Origin of the sequence: Pseudomonas sp. ANT_H12B (genome assembly GCF_008369325.1) — a bacterium.
Classification (GTDB): Bacteria; Pseudomonadota; Gammaproteobacteria; order Pseudomonadales; family Pseudomonadaceae; genus Aquipseudomonas.
Genome location: NZ_VOBI01000033.1, coordinates 16,266 through 32,634, shown reverse-complemented (window position 1 = coordinate 32,634; position 16,369 = coordinate 16,266). Strand labels below are relative to the sequence as shown.

At 59.6% G+C, this 16,369-nt stretch carries 16 protein-coding genes and 2 pseudogenes; 9 read left to right on the top strand and 9 right to left on the bottom strand.

The window, feature by feature from the left end; all coding sequences use genetic code 11:
* Positions 1-77: 77 nt before the first annotated feature.
* Positions 78-1,250 carry an MFS transporter gene (locus FQ185_RS29180; protein WP_149420461.1) on the bottom strand — a complete coding sequence of 391 codons (1,173 nt, stop codon included), beginning with the start codon at positions 1,248-1,250 and terminating at the stop codon, positions 78-80.
* A gap of 303 nt (positions 1,251-1,553) precedes the next feature.
* Between FQ185_RS29180 and FQ185_RS29175 the strand changes: the two genes are divergently transcribed.
* The 4 genes from FQ185_RS29175 (at position 1,554) to FQ185_RS29160 (ending at position 5,738) form a co-directional block, all read left to right on the top strand.
* Positions 1,554-2,354 (top strand): glucose 1-dehydrogenase, encoded by an 801-nt coding sequence (locus FQ185_RS29175; protein WP_149420460.1) that lies wholly within the window; start codon positions 1,554-1,556, stop codon positions 2,352-2,354.
* A complete protein-coding gene (locus tag FQ185_RS29170) occupies positions 2,347-4,173 on the top strand; it encodes a glycoside hydrolase family 15 protein (RefSeq protein ID WP_149420459.1) in 1,827 nt (608 codons plus the stop codon). The genes FQ185_RS29175 and FQ185_RS29170 overlap by 8 nt, the downstream gene beginning before the upstream one ends.
* 238 nt (positions 4,174-4,411) lie before the next feature.
* Complete coding sequence (locus tag FQ185_RS29165) at positions 4,412-4,801, top strand: hypothetical protein (RefSeq protein WP_149420458.1); 390 nt, start codon at positions 4,412-4,414, stop codon at positions 4,799-4,801.
* A gap of 34 nt (positions 4,802-4,835) precedes the next feature.
* The gene (locus FQ185_RS29160) at positions 4,836-5,738 is read left to right on the top strand and encodes an alpha/beta fold hydrolase (protein WP_149420457.1); all 903 of its coding nucleotides are present in this window, start codon (positions 4,836-4,838) and stop codon (positions 5,736-5,738) included.
* Here FQ185_RS29160 and FQ185_RS29155 read toward each other — a convergent pair.
* Positions 5,707-6,690: a GlxA family transcriptional regulator gene (locus FQ185_RS29155; protein ID WP_149420463.1), complete on the bottom strand. Its 984-nt coding sequence runs from the start codon at positions 6,688-6,690 to the stop codon at positions 5,707-5,709. The two genes, FQ185_RS29160 and FQ185_RS29155, sit on opposite strands and share 32 nt — an antisense overlap.
* A 92-nt stretch (positions 6,691-6,782) precedes the next feature.
* Between FQ185_RS29155 and inhA the strand changes: the two genes are divergently transcribed.
* Positions 6,783-7,469 (top strand): isonitrile hydratase, encoded by a 687-nt coding sequence (gene inhA / locus FQ185_RS29150; protein WP_149420456.1) that lies wholly within the window; start codon positions 6,783-6,785, stop codon positions 7,467-7,469.
* A gap of 504 nt (positions 7,470-7,973) precedes the next feature.
* Here the strand turns inward: inhA and FQ185_RS29145 are convergent.
* Both FQ185_RS29145 and FQ185_RS29140 read right to left on the bottom strand, forming a co-directional pair.
* The gene (locus tag FQ185_RS29145) at positions 7,974-8,774 is read right to left on the bottom strand and encodes an aminoglycoside phosphotransferase family protein (RefSeq protein WP_149420462.1); all 801 of its coding nucleotides are present in this window, start codon (positions 8,772-8,774) and stop codon (positions 7,974-7,976) included.
* Between the two features lie 7 nt (positions 8,775-8,781).
* Positions 8,782-9,270, bottom strand: a complete 489-nt coding sequence (locus FQ185_RS29140; RefSeq protein WP_149420455.1) for an SRPBCC family protein — start codon at positions 9,268-9,270, stop codon at positions 8,782-8,784.
* 196 nt (positions 9,271-9,466) lie between these two features.
* Here FQ185_RS29140 and FQ185_RS30300 point away from each other — a divergent pair.
* From FQ185_RS30300 to FQ185_RS29130, 3 genes and pseudogenes are all read left to right on the top strand, one after another.
* Positions 9,467-9,802: pseudogene (locus FQ185_RS30300) on the top strand (ADP-ribosylglycohydrolase family protein); the annotation flags it as partial.
* Positions 9,795-10,094 (top strand): annotated as a pseudogene (locus FQ185_RS30295) (GFA family protein); the annotation flags it as partial. The pseudogenes FQ185_RS30300 and FQ185_RS30295, both read left to right, overlap by 8 nt.
* A gap of 63 nt (positions 10,095-10,157) precedes the next feature.
* Positions 10,158-10,559 carry a lysozyme inhibitor LprI family protein gene (locus FQ185_RS29130; RefSeq protein WP_149420454.1) on the top strand — a complete coding sequence of 134 codons (402 nt, stop codon included), beginning with the start codon at positions 10,158-10,160 and terminating at the stop codon, positions 10,557-10,559.
* 138 nt (positions 10,560-10,697) lie between these two features.
* Here FQ185_RS29130 and peaD read toward each other — a convergent pair whose 3' ends face one another.
* The 4 genes from peaD to peaA form a co-directional block, all read right to left on the bottom strand.
* On the bottom strand, positions 10,698-11,816 hold the full coding sequence (gene peaD, locus FQ185_RS29125) for a quinohemoprotein amine dehydrogenase subunit beta (RefSeq protein WP_149420453.1): 1,119 nt from the start codon (positions 11,814-11,816) through the stop codon (positions 10,698-10,700).
* A gap of 25 nt (positions 11,817-11,841) precedes the next feature.
* Positions 11,842-12,165: a quinohemoprotein amine dehydrogenase subunit gamma gene (qhpC, locus tag FQ185_RS29120; RefSeq protein ID WP_008027961.1), complete on the bottom strand. Its 324-nt coding sequence runs from the start codon at positions 12,163-12,165 to the stop codon at positions 11,842-11,844.
* Position 12,166: 1 nt separating this feature from the next.
* Positions 12,167-13,597, bottom strand: a complete 1,431-nt coding sequence (gene peaB / locus FQ185_RS29115; protein ID WP_149420452.1) for a quinohemoprotein amine dehydrogenase maturation protein — start codon at positions 13,595-13,597, stop codon at positions 12,167-12,169.
* Between the two features lie 83 nt (positions 13,598-13,680).
* Positions 13,681-15,261 carry a quinohemoprotein amine dehydrogenase subunit alpha gene (gene peaA, locus FQ185_RS29110; RefSeq protein WP_149420451.1) on the bottom strand — a complete coding sequence of 527 codons (1,581 nt, stop codon included), beginning with the start codon at positions 15,259-15,261 and terminating at the stop codon, positions 13,681-13,683.
* Positions 15,262-15,606: 345 nt separating this feature from the next.
* Between peaA and FQ185_RS29105 the strand changes: the two genes are divergently transcribed.
* The gene (locus FQ185_RS29105) at positions 15,607-15,963 is read left to right on the top strand and encodes a hypothetical protein (RefSeq protein WP_149420450.1); all 357 of its coding nucleotides are present in this window, start codon (positions 15,607-15,609) and stop codon (positions 15,961-15,963) included.
* A gap of 48 nt (positions 15,964-16,011) precedes the next feature.
* On the opposite strand, the gene FQ185_RS29100 is transcribed toward FQ185_RS29105, so the two are convergent.
* Complete coding sequence (locus tag FQ185_RS29100; protein ID WP_149420449.1) at positions 16,012-16,266, bottom strand: DUF1652 domain-containing protein; 255 nt, start codon at positions 16,264-16,266, stop codon at positions 16,012-16,014.
* Positions 16,267-16,369 lie beyond the last annotated feature (103 nt).

Here is a 16,369-nt window from a genome sequence, read left to right as displayed (position 1 = left end):
CGATAGCGGTGTGTCAGTCACCATCAAGTTGACTGACACACCGCTATCGCGAGCAGGCTCACTCCTACAGGGGTTCTTCATTTCAAGTGGCGGAAACTTTGCACCGCAGAACCGAAGACCACTGAGCCAGCGGCGACAGCGACCCAGAATCCGCTCCGGGCTCCAAATGCATCGATAAGCCAACCCGAACTGGCCGCGCCAATCGCCACACCGATACTCAACCCGGTGACCAGCCACGTCAGGCCTTCGGTAAGTTTGGCTGGCGGTACGATGCGTTCTACCAAGGCCATCGCGACAATCAGGGTCGGCGCAAAAAACAGCCCGGCGACGAACACCGCCAGCGACAACCCAAGAATGTTGGCCGCCAACAGCAACGGCAACGTCGTCACTCCCGTCGCCACCCCGCCGTACAGGAACAATCGCGGCAGCGGCACTTTCGAACGCAACGCCCCGAACGCCAGCCCGGCCAGGCACGAGCCGATCGCGTACACCGACAACACAATGCTCGCCGCCGCCGGCTGCCCCTGCTGTTCAGCGAAGGCCACGCTGACCACATCCACCACGCCAACGATAGTGCCCATGGCGACCATCAACAGCATCAGCAATTGAATCTCGCTCGAACGAATGATCGAGCGCTGATGATGTTCTTCATGAGGATGCACCGGCGGCTCGGTGCCGCGTTGCAGCACAAACGCCGTGACCCCGATCGCCAGCATCAGCAACGCTGCCAACGGCCCGGCCTCAGGGAACGCCACTACGCACAACCCCACCGACAGCGGCGGCCCGACAATAAAGCAGACCTCGTCCAGCACCGATTCCAGGGCATAGGCGGTTTGCAGCTCAGGCTGGCCGCGATACAACTCGGTCCAGCGCGCCCGCACCATCGCCGACATGCTCGGCATGCAACCGGCTAACGCTGCGAACACAAACAACGTCCACTGCGGCGCCTGCAAGCGCGTGCAAAGCAACACCAGCAGCAAGGCCCCGCCACCGAGCAGCGCCGACACCGGCAAGATCCGACGCTGGCCAAAACGGTCCACCAGTCGCGACACCTGCGGCGCACAAAACGCTGTGGCCAGGGCAAAGGTTGCCGCCACCGCGCCAGCCAGTCCATACCCGCCCTGCAGCTGCGAGAGCATGGTGATCAGACCGATGCCGGTCATGGAAATCGGCATGCGCGCGATCATGGCGGCCACCACAAAAGCTCTGCTGCCTGGGGCTTTGAACAGCTCGTGGTAGGGGTTTGCCATAGGTGCAGGTCTCAACAAGGGCCTGCAAGTTGCCATAAGCTTGATTGAGGGGAAAGCAGCCAATTGTTGGTTGAATGTGAAGGCCCCACAAGTTGATCGTTCCCACGCTCCGCGTGGGAATGCACCCTGGGACGCTCTGCGTCCCGAATGGACTCGGAGCGTCCGGTGAGGCATTCCCACGCAGAGCGTGGGAACGATCGGGGGTCAGGTGGTCAGGTGAAGAAACTTTCACGGTTCGGCGTGAACTCTCATCACCGCCCGCTAGTCAGCTAATTAGGCCCTCATTTCAAGACGCTAGTGTTCATGCAGATTTCCCTCGACCAACAAGTAGCCCTCGTTACCGGTGCCAGTTCCGGCATCGGCGCCGGATCGGCCAAGGCACTGGCCGCCGCCGGTGCCGCCGTGGTGATCAACTACAATTCCCAGGCCACTCCCGCTGAGGAACTGGCCCGGCAGATCAATGCTGAAGGCGGTCGCGCTATCGCCATTGGCGCCGACGTTTCGAAGGAAGCAGACGTCGAACGGTTGTTCGCGCAAACCCTCGAAGCTTTCGGTTTCCTGGACATTCTGGTCGCCAACTCAGGCATGCAAAAAGACGCGCCAGCCGTGGACATGAGCCTCGCCGACTGGAATCAGGTGATTGGCGTCAACCTCACCGGCCAGTTCCTCTGCGCCCGCGCCGCGCTGCGCATTTTCAACCAGCAAGGTGTTCGCGAAGGCGTGTCCCGGTCCGCCGGCAAAATCATCCACATGAGCTCGGTGCACCAGCGGATCCCTTGGGCCGGCCACGTCAATTACGCCGCGTCCAAGGGTGGCGTCGACATGCTGATGCAAACCCTCGCCCAGGAAGTCAGCCACCAGCGAATCCGTATCAACGGCATCGCGCCGGGGGCGATTCGTACGGCGATCAACCGAGCCGCCACCGAAGGCGAGCACGAGCAGGAACTGCTCAAACTCATCCCTTATGGCCGCGTTGGCGATGTCGAGGACATCGCCAACGCGGTGGTCTTTCTGGCCTCCGATGCGTCCGACTACATCGTTGGTACCACCCTGTTCATCGACGGCGGCATGAGCCTCTATCCGGAGTTTCGCGGCAATGGCTGATCATCATCTCGAACGACAAAGCGCCATCGACGCCCACGGCATCATCGGCGACATGCGCAGTGCGGCACTGGTCAATGACAAGGGCAGTGTGGACTTTTTTTGCTGGCCGGAATTCGATAGCCCGTCGATCTTCTGTTCGCTGCTGGACACGCCCGAGGCCGGTATTTTTCAACTGTCACCGGACCTGCCAGATGCCCGCCGCGAACAGATTTATCTGCCCGACACCAACGTGCTGCAAACCCGTTGGCTGAGCGACCGCGCGGTGGTCGAAGTCACCGACCTGCTGCCCGTCGGCGACAGCGAGGATGACTCGCCGATATTGATGCGCCGGGTACGGGTGGTCAGTGGCCAAGCGACGTTTCACATGCGCTGCGCCGTGCGTCATGACTACGCGCGCGCCAAGACCCGCGCGCGCATGGATCAAAAGGACGTGACGTTCGAGGCTGCCAACCAGCCTTCCCTGCGCCTGTCTTCGGATCAATCCTTAAGCATCGATAGCAACGCGGCAGTCGCCGAATTTACCCTCGAACAGGACCAGAGCGCCGAGTTCCTGCTCGGCGGCATCGACGATCCGCGCTTCCAGGAAGGCGCCGCGGCGCTGTGCCTGGAACGCACGCTGAAGTTCTGGCGCGACTGGATCGGCCAGTCCAACTACCGCGGTCGCTGGCGGGAGATGGTCAACCGCTCGGCGTTGGCCCTCAAGCTGCTGACCTCGCGCAAACACGGCGCGATCCTCGCCGCGGCGACCTTCGGCCTGCCGGAAACATCCGGCGGTGAGCGCAATTGGGATTACCGCTACACCTGGATTCGCGACGCCTCGTTCACGGTTTACGCGTTTATGCGCCTGGGTTTCGTCCAGGAAGCCAACGATTACATGCGCTGGTTGCGTGGCAGAGTCAGTGATTGCCACGGCAAGTCGATGAAACTGAACATCCTCTACGCCATCGACGGCCGACAGGAACTGCCGGAATCCGAACTCCCGCACCTGTCCGGCCATGGCGGCGCGACACCGGTGCGCATCGGCAATCAGGCTTACGATCAGGTCCAGCTCGACATCTTCGGCGAGCTGATGGACGCGGTGTACCTGGTCAACAAATACGGCGACGCCATCTCCCATGAAGGCTGGAAACACGCCGTGGAAGTAGTCGATCAGGTCTGCGAAACCTGGGAACAAGAAGACGTCGGCATCTGGGAAATGCGTGGCGAGCAACATCACTTTTTGCACTCGCGACTGATGTGCTGGGTGGCGCTGGACCGGGCCATTCGCCTGGCCTCAAAACGCTCCCTGCCCGCCCCGTTCGCCCGTTGGGACCAGACCCGCCAGGCAATCTACGCCGACATCTGGGAAAACTTCTGGAACGAAGAACACGGGCATTTCGTTCAATACAAGGGTGGTACCGCGCTCGACGGTTCGATGCTGTTGATGCCGCTGGTGCGTTTCGTCAGCGCCAAGGATCCGCGCTGGCTCTCGACCCTCGAAGCCATCCAGAAAACCCTGGTGCGCGACGGCATGGTCTACCGCTATCGCAACGAAGACACGCAGATCGACGGCCTCGCCGGCACCGAAGGCGCGTTCGCCGCGTGCTCGTTCTGGTACGTCGAATGCCTGGCCCGCGCCGGTCAGGTGGAAAAGGCGCATCTGGAGTTTGAACAGTTGCTGAGGTATGCGAACCCGCTGGGGTTGTACGCCGAAGAGTTCGACAGCCATGCGCGACATCTGGGCAATACGCCGCAAGCGTTGACGCATCTGGCGCTGATCAGCGCGGCGTGTTTTCTGGATCGGAAATTGAGTGGGGATAAGACTTACTGGCAGCCTTGAGACCGGGTTGCCTCTTTCGCGAAGGGGCCGACAGCAACAACACAAGACTGACTGAATACCGACGAAAGAAACGATGGCCGGCATAGGCCAAAGCCCTACGACTATTAAACAAACCTGCCTGATCACTACGAAACAAGCCGGAAAATCGTTTGTTGCCAGCCGTTACATCCCCACCTACCATCGAACGTCAACGGGTACAGCGGAGCTGACCAACAAAACCCGAATTCAAGGAACCAGAATGTCCCAGCGTATCCACCGCAACATCGACACCCCACTCCGATCCGGCCTCAACCGCGATCAATTGTGGGAAGCCCAGGACAAAGGCCTGATCAAATGCTGGGAAATCGGCCGCCAACGCGCCACCCGATTCCCCGAACTTTCCCAACGGTGTCTTGCCGGCGAACTGCCGGTGCTGGGCTGGAAGGGTGGTGTCAGTCGCAGCCTGAAGAAACTCGAAAAATACGGTTCCCTCAAATACCTGGCTCAATGGCAGGGTTTGCGTGGGGAAAATCTGGATGTTGATTTGGGGGAAGAATTGGCGCTGACCTGTTCACGGACCCGGATGGTGGTGACGTTTACACCGGATCGGGCGAAGTATTTCAATCAGGTGGCGGAAGTCGAAGTCTAGAAAGCAGGCCAAAACAGCCATTCTGGAGAGTCAAATGAACAATGACCCACTGATCCAATTCACCCAAACCCCAAGTTTGACTCTCGCCTACGAAGAACACGGCCCCGCCACCGGGGAAGCCGTCATTCTTCTCCACGGCTTCCCCTACTCTCCTCGCGGGTACGACGAAATCGCCCCGGCCCTGGCCGCAAAGGGCTACCGCGTCATCGTCCCGTACCTGCGCGGCTACGGCCCGACCCGTTTCAACAGCCTCGACATCGTGCGCTCCGGCCAGCAAGCCGCTCTCGCCCAGGACCTTTTGGATTTGATGGATGCTTTGGCCATTCAGCAAGCCACCCTGTGCGGCTACGACTGGGGCGGGCGGGCGGCGTGCATCGTTGCAGCGCTGTGGCCGGCGCGGGTTCGCTGCCTGGTGACCGGCGACGGTTACAACCTTCAGAACATTCCCGATTCAACCCGAGCACGGGCCCCGGAAACCGAACACCGCCTCTGGTATCAGTTCTATTTCCACACGCCTCGCGGCGTCGAAGGCTTGACCGAAAACCGCCGGGACTTGTGCCAATTGCTCTGGCAGCTGTGGTCGCCGACTTGGGCCAAAGGCCCTGAGTTGTACCCGCGGAGCGCACCCGCCTTCGACAACCCGGATTTCGTCGAGGTGGTGATTCACTCGTATCGTCATCGCTTCATGTATACGCCAGGCGACCCGGCGCTTGAGTGGATCGAAGAAGCGCTGACCCAACAGCCGCCGATCAGCGTGCCGACGATTTCCCTGTGCGGTGCTGACGATGGCGTCGGCCCGGCAACGGAGATCGATGAGGATGTCGAGCATTTTACCGGGCCATACGAGCGGCGAGTGTTGGCGGGCGTCGGGCATAACATTCCCGAAGAAGCGCCCGAGGCGACGATCAAGGCATTACTGGATCTGCTGGAGCGCTGACGGAAAACCGCTCGCGGTAGGCTTGCGGGGTCACCCCCATGGCCCGCAGAAAACTGCGGCGCAACGTCTCTTCACTGCCGAAACCGCATTGCACCGCAACACGCTTGATCGACACGCCGGTATCGCTGAGCAACCGGCGCGCCGTCTCGACCCGAATCAGTTCGATGGCCCGGGCCGGGGTCTGGCCAGTGTCGACGCGATAATGACGGATGAAGCTGCGTTCACTCATGCCGGCCTGCAAAGCGAGAGTCGGAACGCCCAAATCCATGGTGAGGTTCTCGCTGATCCAGGCATGAAGTTCGTCGAAACGGTTACCTTCTTTTTGCAGGGACAGGGTCACGCTGAACTGCGACTGCCCGCCCGGACGCTTGAGAAACACCACCAGTTGCCGGGCAACCTCCAGCGCCATTGTGCGGCCGAGGTCTTCTTCAACCATGGCCAGTGCCAGGTCGATCCCGGCGGTCACCCCGGCCGAGGTCCAGACCGGCCCGTCATTGATGAAGATCGGGTTGGGCTCGACCCGCAACCGCGGATGCTTCTGCGCCAACTGCTCGCAGCGAGTCCAGTGAGTGACCACCCGTCGACCGTCGAGCCAGCCACTGGCCGCCAGCAAAAACGCCCCGGTGCATACCGACGACACCCGCCGACACCCCGCCGCATGCTCACGCACCCACGCCACCAGCGGCTCATCTTCCGCCGCTGCGTAAACGCCCCAGCCACCGGCGATGATCAAGGTATCGCTGCCCTCCTCAGGCAATGATTCGGCCAACAGCGCCAACCCCGCCGACGACATTACCGCCCCGCCACCACAGGCAATCACCGACGGCGCATAGGGCGGCGGCGAACCTTGCTGCCGCGCAATGTCATTGGCCGAGGCGAACACCTGCAACGGCCCGGTAACATCGAGCAGTTGCACATTGGCAAAGGCGAGCACATGAATGGTTTTCGGCATGATTGGCGTAATTCGTGGGGTTATTGGCATATACGCCAAATCCTACGAGCCTAAAGTAAAACCGTCCACCCCACTTCATGAGAAAAAACACCATGACGTTGCAGATCGGTTTTCTGTTGTTTCCCCAGGTTCAGCAACTGGACCTGACCGGCCCCTACGACGTGCTGGCCTCGCTGCCGGACGTGAAGGTGCATTTGATCTGGAAGGACCTGGTGCCCGTCACCGCGAGTACCGGGCTGGTGCTCAAACCGACCACTACGTTCGACGATTGCCCGGCACTGGATGTGATCTGCATTCCCGGCGGCAGCGGCGTCGGGGCGTTGATGGAGGATGACGAGACGCTTGCCTTCATCAAGGCTCAGGCTGTCAATGCGCGTTATGTCACCTCGGTTTGCACCGGCGCACTGGTGCTTGGCGCGGCCGGTCTGCTGAAGGGCAAACGCGCCACTACTCACTGGGCTTATCACGAACTCCTCAAGCCACTGGGCGCGATTGCGGTGAAGGACCGGGTGGTGCGCGACGGCAATCTGCTGACCGGTGGAGGGATCACCGCAGGGATCGATTTTGCCCTGACCCTGGCAGCTGAATTGTTCGATAAGGACACGGCGGAACTGGTGCAGTTGCAGCTGGAATATGCGCCAGCGCCGCCGTTTGCTTCGGGCAGCCCCGGGACAGCGCCAGTCGGCGTGCTGGAGGAAGCCCGCAAGCGTGCGGCCGGGTCATTGAAGCTGCGCTCGGAAATCACCGAACGGGTGGCGGCGAAACTCGATCGTCAGTAATTTGCACCTATTGCGCCCGGCCAATGTGTCGGGCTTTTACGCCAGACATAAAAAAACCCGCCTAAGCGGGTTTCTCAAGACCATTTTCGACATCCTGTCGACGGCCGTCCTGGCCAATGGTCGATCATCCTTGATCCTGAGCACTCCCTGCGCTTCAGTTGATGGATCCAGATTAAACACATCAATGAAGCAGAAAAAGACGAGATACCCGCCGGTCGGTGTAAGCCTTTGACCATTCAAGCCACGGCGCCCCACTCTTGTAGCACTTGCAGTTTTCAGCAGACGAAAAAAAACCCGCCGAAGCGGGTTTTCCCAAGACCATTATCGACTCCCTGTCGGTAGCGTTCCTTGCTGATGGTCGATCGTCCGTGATCCTGAAGCACTTCCTGTGCTTCAGTTGATGAGGCTAGATTACGCATCGGATCCAATCTGCAATAGGCGAAATAGTTACCATTGCGTGTAAGACATTCGCTATAGAAGTCCTTCCGAAAACCCTTAGATGCGTCAGGCATCCAGCGAGGAAGCCGCGAGTTTCGCGACTTGCAGTTGACCTTGCGCTGCAAGGTGGTCGTTATCCTCAAGAAACCAGGCCGCCGACAGTCCGGCAAACGCCAGCACCCATTGCAGCAATCGCCGACGTTCGAGCCTGGCGGCGTCAACCACCACCTCGACCTGCCTGTGAAAACGCTGCGGATCAGTCGCTGTCGGCAACTCGGGATTGCAGATCAGGTTGGCGTAATCAAATCCGCGCTCACCGGTCACCCGTTTGGGATCGATGGCCAGCCAGCCCCGAGGTCCGAAATCCAGAACATTGTCATGATGGATATCGCCGTGCAGCACCACGACGTCCTGCGGATCGGCCAATAAGGCTTCGGCAGTGGCAAGACTGAGGGAATAAATACCGCCGTGCAGGTCAGCCGCCAGACGCAGCGACTGAAACCATGGCGATAAGGGAACCAAAGGAGGCGGCGGTGACGGCCGCGGCGCGTGCAGACGCGACAGCGCCGCACACATGATCCGGCTGGCTTCGTCATCCTGACCGTTGAGTGCCATGTGCATCAGCGATTGCCGGCCCATGGCCCGCTCCATCAACATTCCGTCACCGTGATGAGCGAAGACCCTGGCAGCGCCCTCGCCGCCCCACCAGGTCATCAGCAGATTGCCGAATTTTTCCTCGGCATCGACGGCGATCTTCAACATGGCCGGCACATCACCCATGCGCACCGGCAGCAGACAACTGCCGGGCGTGATGATCGGTTTGCCGTCCGGCACCAAGTCCCAGCGCTTCAACCAGCAATCAAACACGCTGCTGTCACTCTGCCTGACGCTCACGCTCCTTGGCGCTGGATTTCAGGAACTCTTCGATATTACCCATCTGCTCATCCCAGCCCCGGCTGTCCATACGGAACGCCTTGAGCCGACGCGACTGGGGAATGTGATCGAAACCGGACTCGGAGACCTTGAGCAACGTGCCTTCATCCATGTCTTCGAGCTCGAACTTCACCAGCGTGGTGGGCTCCTGGGTGTAATCGATTTCGGGTTCCACCGCGTACGGGTGCCAGCGAAACGAAAATACCCGCTCGGGCTCGACCCGCTCCACCAGCACATTCCACAGAACGTGCTCATAACCGGGATAGGTGACTTGCCCCTGAGTCCATTCGCCGGCGACAAAACGCTTGCCTTCGAGCGCGACCCCAAACCATTGCCCGAATGCCTCGGCATTAGCCAACACGCGCCAAACGTGCGAGCGCGGGTATTTGAGCAGGATCTTCCTTTCGATGCGATCTGATGCTGGATTCATAAATCACCTCCTGTAATGAACAGTAGGCCAGTAAGACCACAAGACCAACCCTAAAGTTGTATCAATCGGGCCACGCAATCAAGCCTGTCTGAAATATTCGGCTGCATTTGCAGCGCGAAGTTCTGGCGAGAGGACGAAAGTCAGTGACACAAACTGCTAACGTTCGGGGCAACGTTGACTCAGACAAGGACGATTCATGCAGCCTTCACTCACGGAGCGTTATCGCGGAGCCCTTCTGGGCCTGGCGTGCGGCGATGCCGTCGGCACCAGCGTCGCGTTCCAGCCACAGGGTTCATTCAAGCCCCTGACCGATATGGAAGGCGGCGGCCCCCTTGCCGGCTCCAGCGATCCCAACACGGCCGGGAACGGCTCGCTGATGCGGTTGGCGCCGATGGTGCTGTATTGCTTTCCTGATCGCGACCGTTTGCTGGAGTTATCCGCAAACAGTTCACGCACTACCCACGCCGCGCCGGAAGCGCTCGAATGCTGTCAGTTGTTCGCCGAGCTGATCCACAATGCGTTGCAAGGCGCACGCAGCCGCATTTGCCTCGACAGCCGGGGTCATGCGTGAACACTTTCGCTGGACCAAGGGCCAGGGCCAGCTGAGCAGCTACGAATCGTCACCGGGCAAGCTTCGGCATTTCTGCTCGGTCTGTGGCTCGCATTTGATGGCGGAACGGTTGGCTCAGCCTCATGTGATCGTGCGGGTAGCGACACTCGATGATGACCCGAAAATGGCGCCTCAAGCGCACATCTGGACATCACATGACGTGCCATGGCTTGAGTATGATTCGATCGAAAAATGCCCTGAATGGCAGGCATAGATTGCCCGATACGAAGCAGCGCTACACTGCACTTCAATTTTCCAGGTCACTGCGAGAACTTACATGCACCTACGTTTCCTTCTGGCGTTGACGCCTTTGCTGTTCACCTCCGTAACTTATGCTGCGGACTGCGACAACGCCACGGATCAAGCCACGATGAATCAGTGCGCGGCGCAACAGAACAAGGCTGCGGATAAAGAGTTGAATACGCTATATCAGCAGATCACCGCACATTTGAAGGACAGCCCTGACGCCAAAAAGCTTCTGGTCGGCGCTCAGCGAGCGTGGATTACGTTTCGTGATGCCGAGTGCAAGTTCTCGGCTTCCGGGGTGGCGGGGGGCAGTGTGTATCCGTTGATCTACAGCAACTGCATCACTGATCTGACCAAGGCGCGGGTTGAGACTTTCAAGAATTATTTGAAGTGTCAGGAGGGGGATTTGAGTTGCCCGGTGCCTGGGGCTTGATGCTTCGGTGTCTTCGAGGGCCTCTTCGCGAGCAGGCTCGCTCCCACAGTGGATCTCAGTGTGATCACTATTGTGTGAACATCATTGAACCCTGTGGGAGCGAGCCTGCTCGCGGTGGCGTCAGTTCAGACGCCGCAATTACCGAACAAATATTTGCGCCGTAGTGATCGCCATATCCCCACCCGGCAACTTGATGTTGCCGATCTGCTTCATGCTCTCTGGATCAAAGATCGCCACGTCATTAAACGTCCCGGCCAGGTAGATCTTGCTGCCGTCCTTGTTGAAAGAAATGCAGTAGTAGGAATGATCGAGCGTCGCCGCCTGGAGCATTTTCTTCTGCTTGATGTCGTACTTGGCCAAGCGGTTGAGCACCCCGAACATCAGGTTCGGGTCCTTCGGCGAGCGCATGCCGCTGAAGTAGATTTCCGTCAGCGGGCCGAAGTCGGTGGTTTCGGTCTTGCCGGTTTTCAGGTCGATGCTGAACAGCCCGTAAAGGTACTCGGCAGTCGCTGGGTCCTGTTTCTTGTCCTTGAATTTCGCTGCGGTGTAGAGCAACGAAAAGTCATGACGATAAGTCTGCTGGTTCCATACGTAGAGCACGTCCGGCGCACTGTAGTTCGGGCGTTTCCAGTGGCGGCTGGGGATCAGCACGTCGAACTTGCCGGTCTTCACATCGACCTTGTAGACGTCCGCCCCGGCCACGTACAGCGTGCCGTCGTCGCCACTCTGCATGATGGTCAGCTGCCGGGGGGCCGGGAAACTGCGTACGGGTTTGGCGTCCAGGCCAGCGTCGGTGGCGTACACATCGAGCCGGGGTTGCTGCACTTCGTAGCGGTCGTTGAGCATCAACGTCGGGTTGGCGATGGTGAACAATTCCTTGCCGTCATGACTGACGGTAAAGGCAAACATCGACTTGGCTTTCTCCCCCGGTTTCTGGGTGATGCTGGCGTGGAATACCTGCTTGCAGCTATCGAGTTCAACGCCGTAGACATCCGCGTAGTGGTTGTTCAGCACGTAGGCGGTCTTACGATCCGGCGATAACTGCACAGAGCCCGGACCGAAGGCATCCGGCATCTTGCAGGTCTTGAACACGGTGTCCGTGGCCAGGTCGATGATGTGCAGGTTGTTCGGGTAATTGGTGGTCACCATGTACTCGTGACCGGTTGCGAGAGCGGTGTTTTCATCGGCCAGAACGTTGAGCGAACAGGCGCTCAGGACGGCGAAAGCGGCCAGGCCGCAGGCGTTGATGCTAGGCATGCTGGAATCCTTCTTCTCTGTCCGATCACTTGTCTTTGGGGAAGACAGTGCCAAGGTTGCGCCAGTTGTCGTTGGACGCCTGGGCATCCTTGTTCCAGTCCGGGTAGGTGCTCATCATGTCCGGCACCTGGGCCGGCCACCAACAAGGGTCGGAACAGCCGTAAAGATCGGCTTCCATCGGCTGGCACAGCGACGACACACCGCCAAACGCGTCGATCTCCCAACCCGGGTCGGTGGTCGAGGCACAACCGGCGACGGAACTCATCGCCACCACCTCTTCGATACGGTTTTCGGCCGCGGCCTCATCGAGCTTCAACGCTTTGTTATTGATTGCCTTGAGATGTTTCATATCAGTGGGCCTTGCGCGGAGTGATGTAGCTGCTGATAAACGCAGGGTTGTGGGCCATGATCCGGGTATAGACCTCGATGCCGAAGTCGACCCAGTCACGCATCAGTTCGCAGTAGTGATAGGTCGGGTGAGTCGGGTCGCCGTAGCGGGCGTAGCTCTCGTGATAGCAGCCGCCGGAGCAAAGGTTGCGGATCTGGCAGTCCTCGCAGCCGGTATTGGTGCGGTCCAGGCGCTGGGACAGGAAGTCGTTCAACTCGACCTGTTTAACGCCGCTGTGCACATTGCCGAAAGTCGGCAGCGAAGAACCGGTAAAGCGATGGCACAGGTTCAATTCACCCTTGTGATCCACCGCCAGCATCTTCAGGCCCGCGCCGCAGGGCAGGGCTTTTTTGTGGCCTTCGTGGATGTCGGTGATCAGCTGATGCAGGTTGGAGAAACCGATGTTGCGGTGTTCCAGCGCCGCTTCCAGATACCGCCGACCGAGCTTCTTCATGTTGGCGAAGACTTCGATCAGCTCGTCGCTGGACAGGTTGAAGGTGCTGATGTCGCCGGAGGTCACCGGAGCGAAGCCGACTTCGGCAAAACCCAGTTCGTTGAACAGGTGATCCCAGATGGTTTCCACGTCAGTAACGCCAGTGGTCAGGGTCACGCGGGCACCGACCGGACGGCTGTTGTAGCGCGACAGCAGCATTTCAGCCTTGCGCCGCACCACGTCGTACGTGCCCTGCCCGCCCACGGTGATGCGGTTGCGGTCGTGCACGGTTTTCGGCCCGTCGATACTGACTGACAGGCCGAAACGGTGGGCGTTGAGGTAGTCCACGGTGTCTTCGGTGAGCAGCGTCGCGTTGGTGGTCATGACGAACTCGACGAACTTGCCCGCCTCACGGAAACGCTTCTCGCAATAGTCGACCATGTACTCGATCAGCTTGCGATTGCTCAGCGGCTCACCGCCGAAAAACACCACGGTAAAACGCTCTTCGTCAGGGGACTCGCGCAGCAGCATCTCCACCGAGGCAACCGCCGTTTCGACGTCCATTTTCTTGCCGGCCGACGGCTTGTCGAGGTCTTCCTTGTAGCAGTAGGTGCAGCTCAAATTGCAGCCAGTGTTGACGTTCAACACGACGGTATTGATCGCCGTGCACTCAACGCGTTTGGTGCCGATGTCCGGGGTCAGCGGCGAACCGTCGCTGACCAGTTCCAGGGACATCAGCTCACGCAGGGTCTCGGTGATTTCTTCGCCGCTGAAACGTGCCGCCAAGCGCTGGATCAGGTCGTCCGACGAACAGCCGGGGCCGCGCAAGGTGTCGATGATAGTGCCGGTCAGCTCATCACTGGCGAACAGCGAACTGCTGGGAATGTGGAACAGCATGCGGTCGGCATCGACGTGCACTTCGTGCAGGTTCCGTTCGACCAGATTCAAAATAGCGCCCATTGCAACCTCCTGTGCAAACCCCGTTTTACGGGGCCTGCGGTCATTCCGAAAAAGTGTCTGAAACCATTAACGATCAGCCAGCATCACGGAATGGGTGGATTGTTCCAGCGTTGCACGGTGACGATCATGTGGCCTTCGCCGGTCAGGGATTTTTCTGCATCGTCGACGGCGGCGATCACCTTGAGGTTGCCGGCATTGTTGGTGGACATTTTGCGCTGCGGGTTTGGCCCGGCATCGCCCGGTGTGAACACGCCGCTGTCGGCCTGCATGGTGCCGGCGAACTTGACGTCTTCGTCTTCCTTGGCGCGGTCGTCGAACGCTTCGACCGACCACTGCGCCGGGAACACGCCGATGCGGTACGGCTTGCCGTCGGCGCCCTTGCCCCAGGCTTCGGCATCGAAACGGCCCTGGACTTTCGGCGTCGAACCGCCGCCCTCACCGATTCGCGCTACCGAGAACTCCGGCACCACTTTGACTTCGGCGATTTTGCTGTAGACCGACAGGGTCGGGCCTTTCAGCGTGCCGACGGTGACGTTGCGCAGACCCGGTTGGGCGTTCGTAGCGGCCTTGAGTCTGACCCGCATGCGCTCTGGCGTTTGCTCCAGCACCTCGACCACTTCCACGCCTTTGCCGAAGTCCGGTTTGCCGGTGAGACCGCTGCCGACCAGGATGACTTCAGTTTCAGCACCCGCCTTCAGGTACCCCGGCTGCACCGCCAGCAAACGGCTGCTGCCCTGCTTGGCGGCGACAAAGTCCAGGCCCCGCTCATCGTGCTCGGCCTCGAACATCCGGCCCTGCATAGCGTTGCCTTGGGCGGCGAACACCTGGCGCATGGTCACGCCGTCGATGGTCACGTTGCCGCGCCATTCGTAACCGGTGTAGAGAATCGCGCTGCCATCGCCGTTGAATGGGCTGCCGTCGGCGTATTGGCCTTTGACGCTGACCTTGAACGTGTCGCTGCCATCGGCACTGACGCTCATCACTCCGGCCAGTTCGCCTTTACCCGGCAAGTGGCCGCTGAAGCTCCAGTCGCCCACCAGCGCTTCGGCTTTCGGCGCAGTGCTCTGCCATTTTTTCCAGGCCGGGTTGTCCAGCGGATAACGCTTGGCCAGCAGCGGCACCATTTCTTTGCGAGCCAAGTCGAACCAGTCGCGGTCGCGAGACAGGGCCTGGTATTCCAGGGACGGCCATTGGCCGAGGTGGAAGTTCACCAGATGCTCCCATTCCTGGGCCGGACGCCGTTGCAGGGCGACCCGAGCACCGGAGTGGCAACGCCCGCACATTTGACTGGTCTGGTCGTCGAACTTCTCGACGGTATTGAGTCGACGTTCCAGCGCATAACGCACGCCATCGGTTTCGCTTGGGGCAAGGCCCTGGGTGTCGGCCAGGTATTTGACCAGGGTGCGGCGGTCGTCATCGCTGATCTGCAAACCGTGCATGACTTGCATGCGGGCGATGCTCATCAGCCAGCCTTCCGGCGTTTTACGCTGGTGACTGATGCGGCTCAGGGCGTTGTCGGCTTCGGGGGTATGACAGCCCTGGCAGGTTTCCTTGAGGATGGTCTGAGCGTCGCGGGCTGCCAGGCTGTAAGGCGAATGCAACGCCACACAAGCGGCCACGGCCAGCAGACTGGCACTCAGGCCTGATCGGAGTTTTCTCTTCATCAACGTCGAACCTCGCACGGTGCTTTCTTATTTTTGTGGCTTATCGTTTTTATGGTTTCTGCCGTCGGCGGCGCACCGCTGACGGAGGCAAGAGAAACGTCTGCAATGAGCAATACACGGAGCGTGCCAGCTTGCCGATAACCTTTTTTATCAAGCAGTTACGTGAAGACAAGGCCTGCGAATCGCGTATAGACAAGATCGCCTGCGTCTAATAACGCGACAGTTGTTGCAGTCTGAGACAAGCATAGATGCCCCGCCCGGAACAGTTCATCGCCCGACGATTGACGACGGTTCCCGGCAGGCGCGAAATGGGGATTCACCGATTGCCAATCAGGGGATTACAAAATGGCAAGCATCACTGTCCTGGCGGGGGACTTTCTGCAGGGTGATGGAGAGTACAGAGACGGCGTTTTCACCCTCAGGACGTCGCTTCACCCGTGGCCAGGCATCACCCTCCCGCTCTCATCGTTCAAGTGCGTAGAAGTGGCCAACAAGGATTCGATCAACAACATCAAGGATGCGATCGGCTTTGGCGTGGCGGGTGCCATGTTATTGGGACCCATCGGCGCGATCGCCGGGTTCATGCTGGCCGGCAAGGAAACCGAAGTGACCTTTCTGGCGACGCTCAAGGACGACAGAAAGCTGCTGGCTGCCGTGGATGGCACCACATTCGAAGAAATTTATCGAAAAGTTGCCGCCTGATCAGTCAGCGCGAGCCGCACCATTTATGGGGTGCGGCGTGACGCCGGGTCAGCTGGAAAACGTCGGGTGAACGTCTTTGTGCGCGTTGATCTCTTGATGCATCTCAGCTATCAGCAGCGCAATTGCGTGGGGACTGTCCAGTGTCCACACGGGTACGTGGGTGGCGAACAGATCCACTTTGCCGGTCAAGCAATCACAGATCCGAATCGTCAGGGACTGATCCGCCTCCATGTTGCATGTGCACACCGAGGGCAGAAAACTGTGTTCGATGATGTTTTGAATTTCCAGGGTTGAAAGGAACATCGTTACCTCCCTTACACCAGATGTATGGCCGGGAAAATGCTCCTTCATTTCACCCGCCGAGCCTGAAAATTCTAGTCCTCTATGGCGGGTGCCTCAAGGTCGC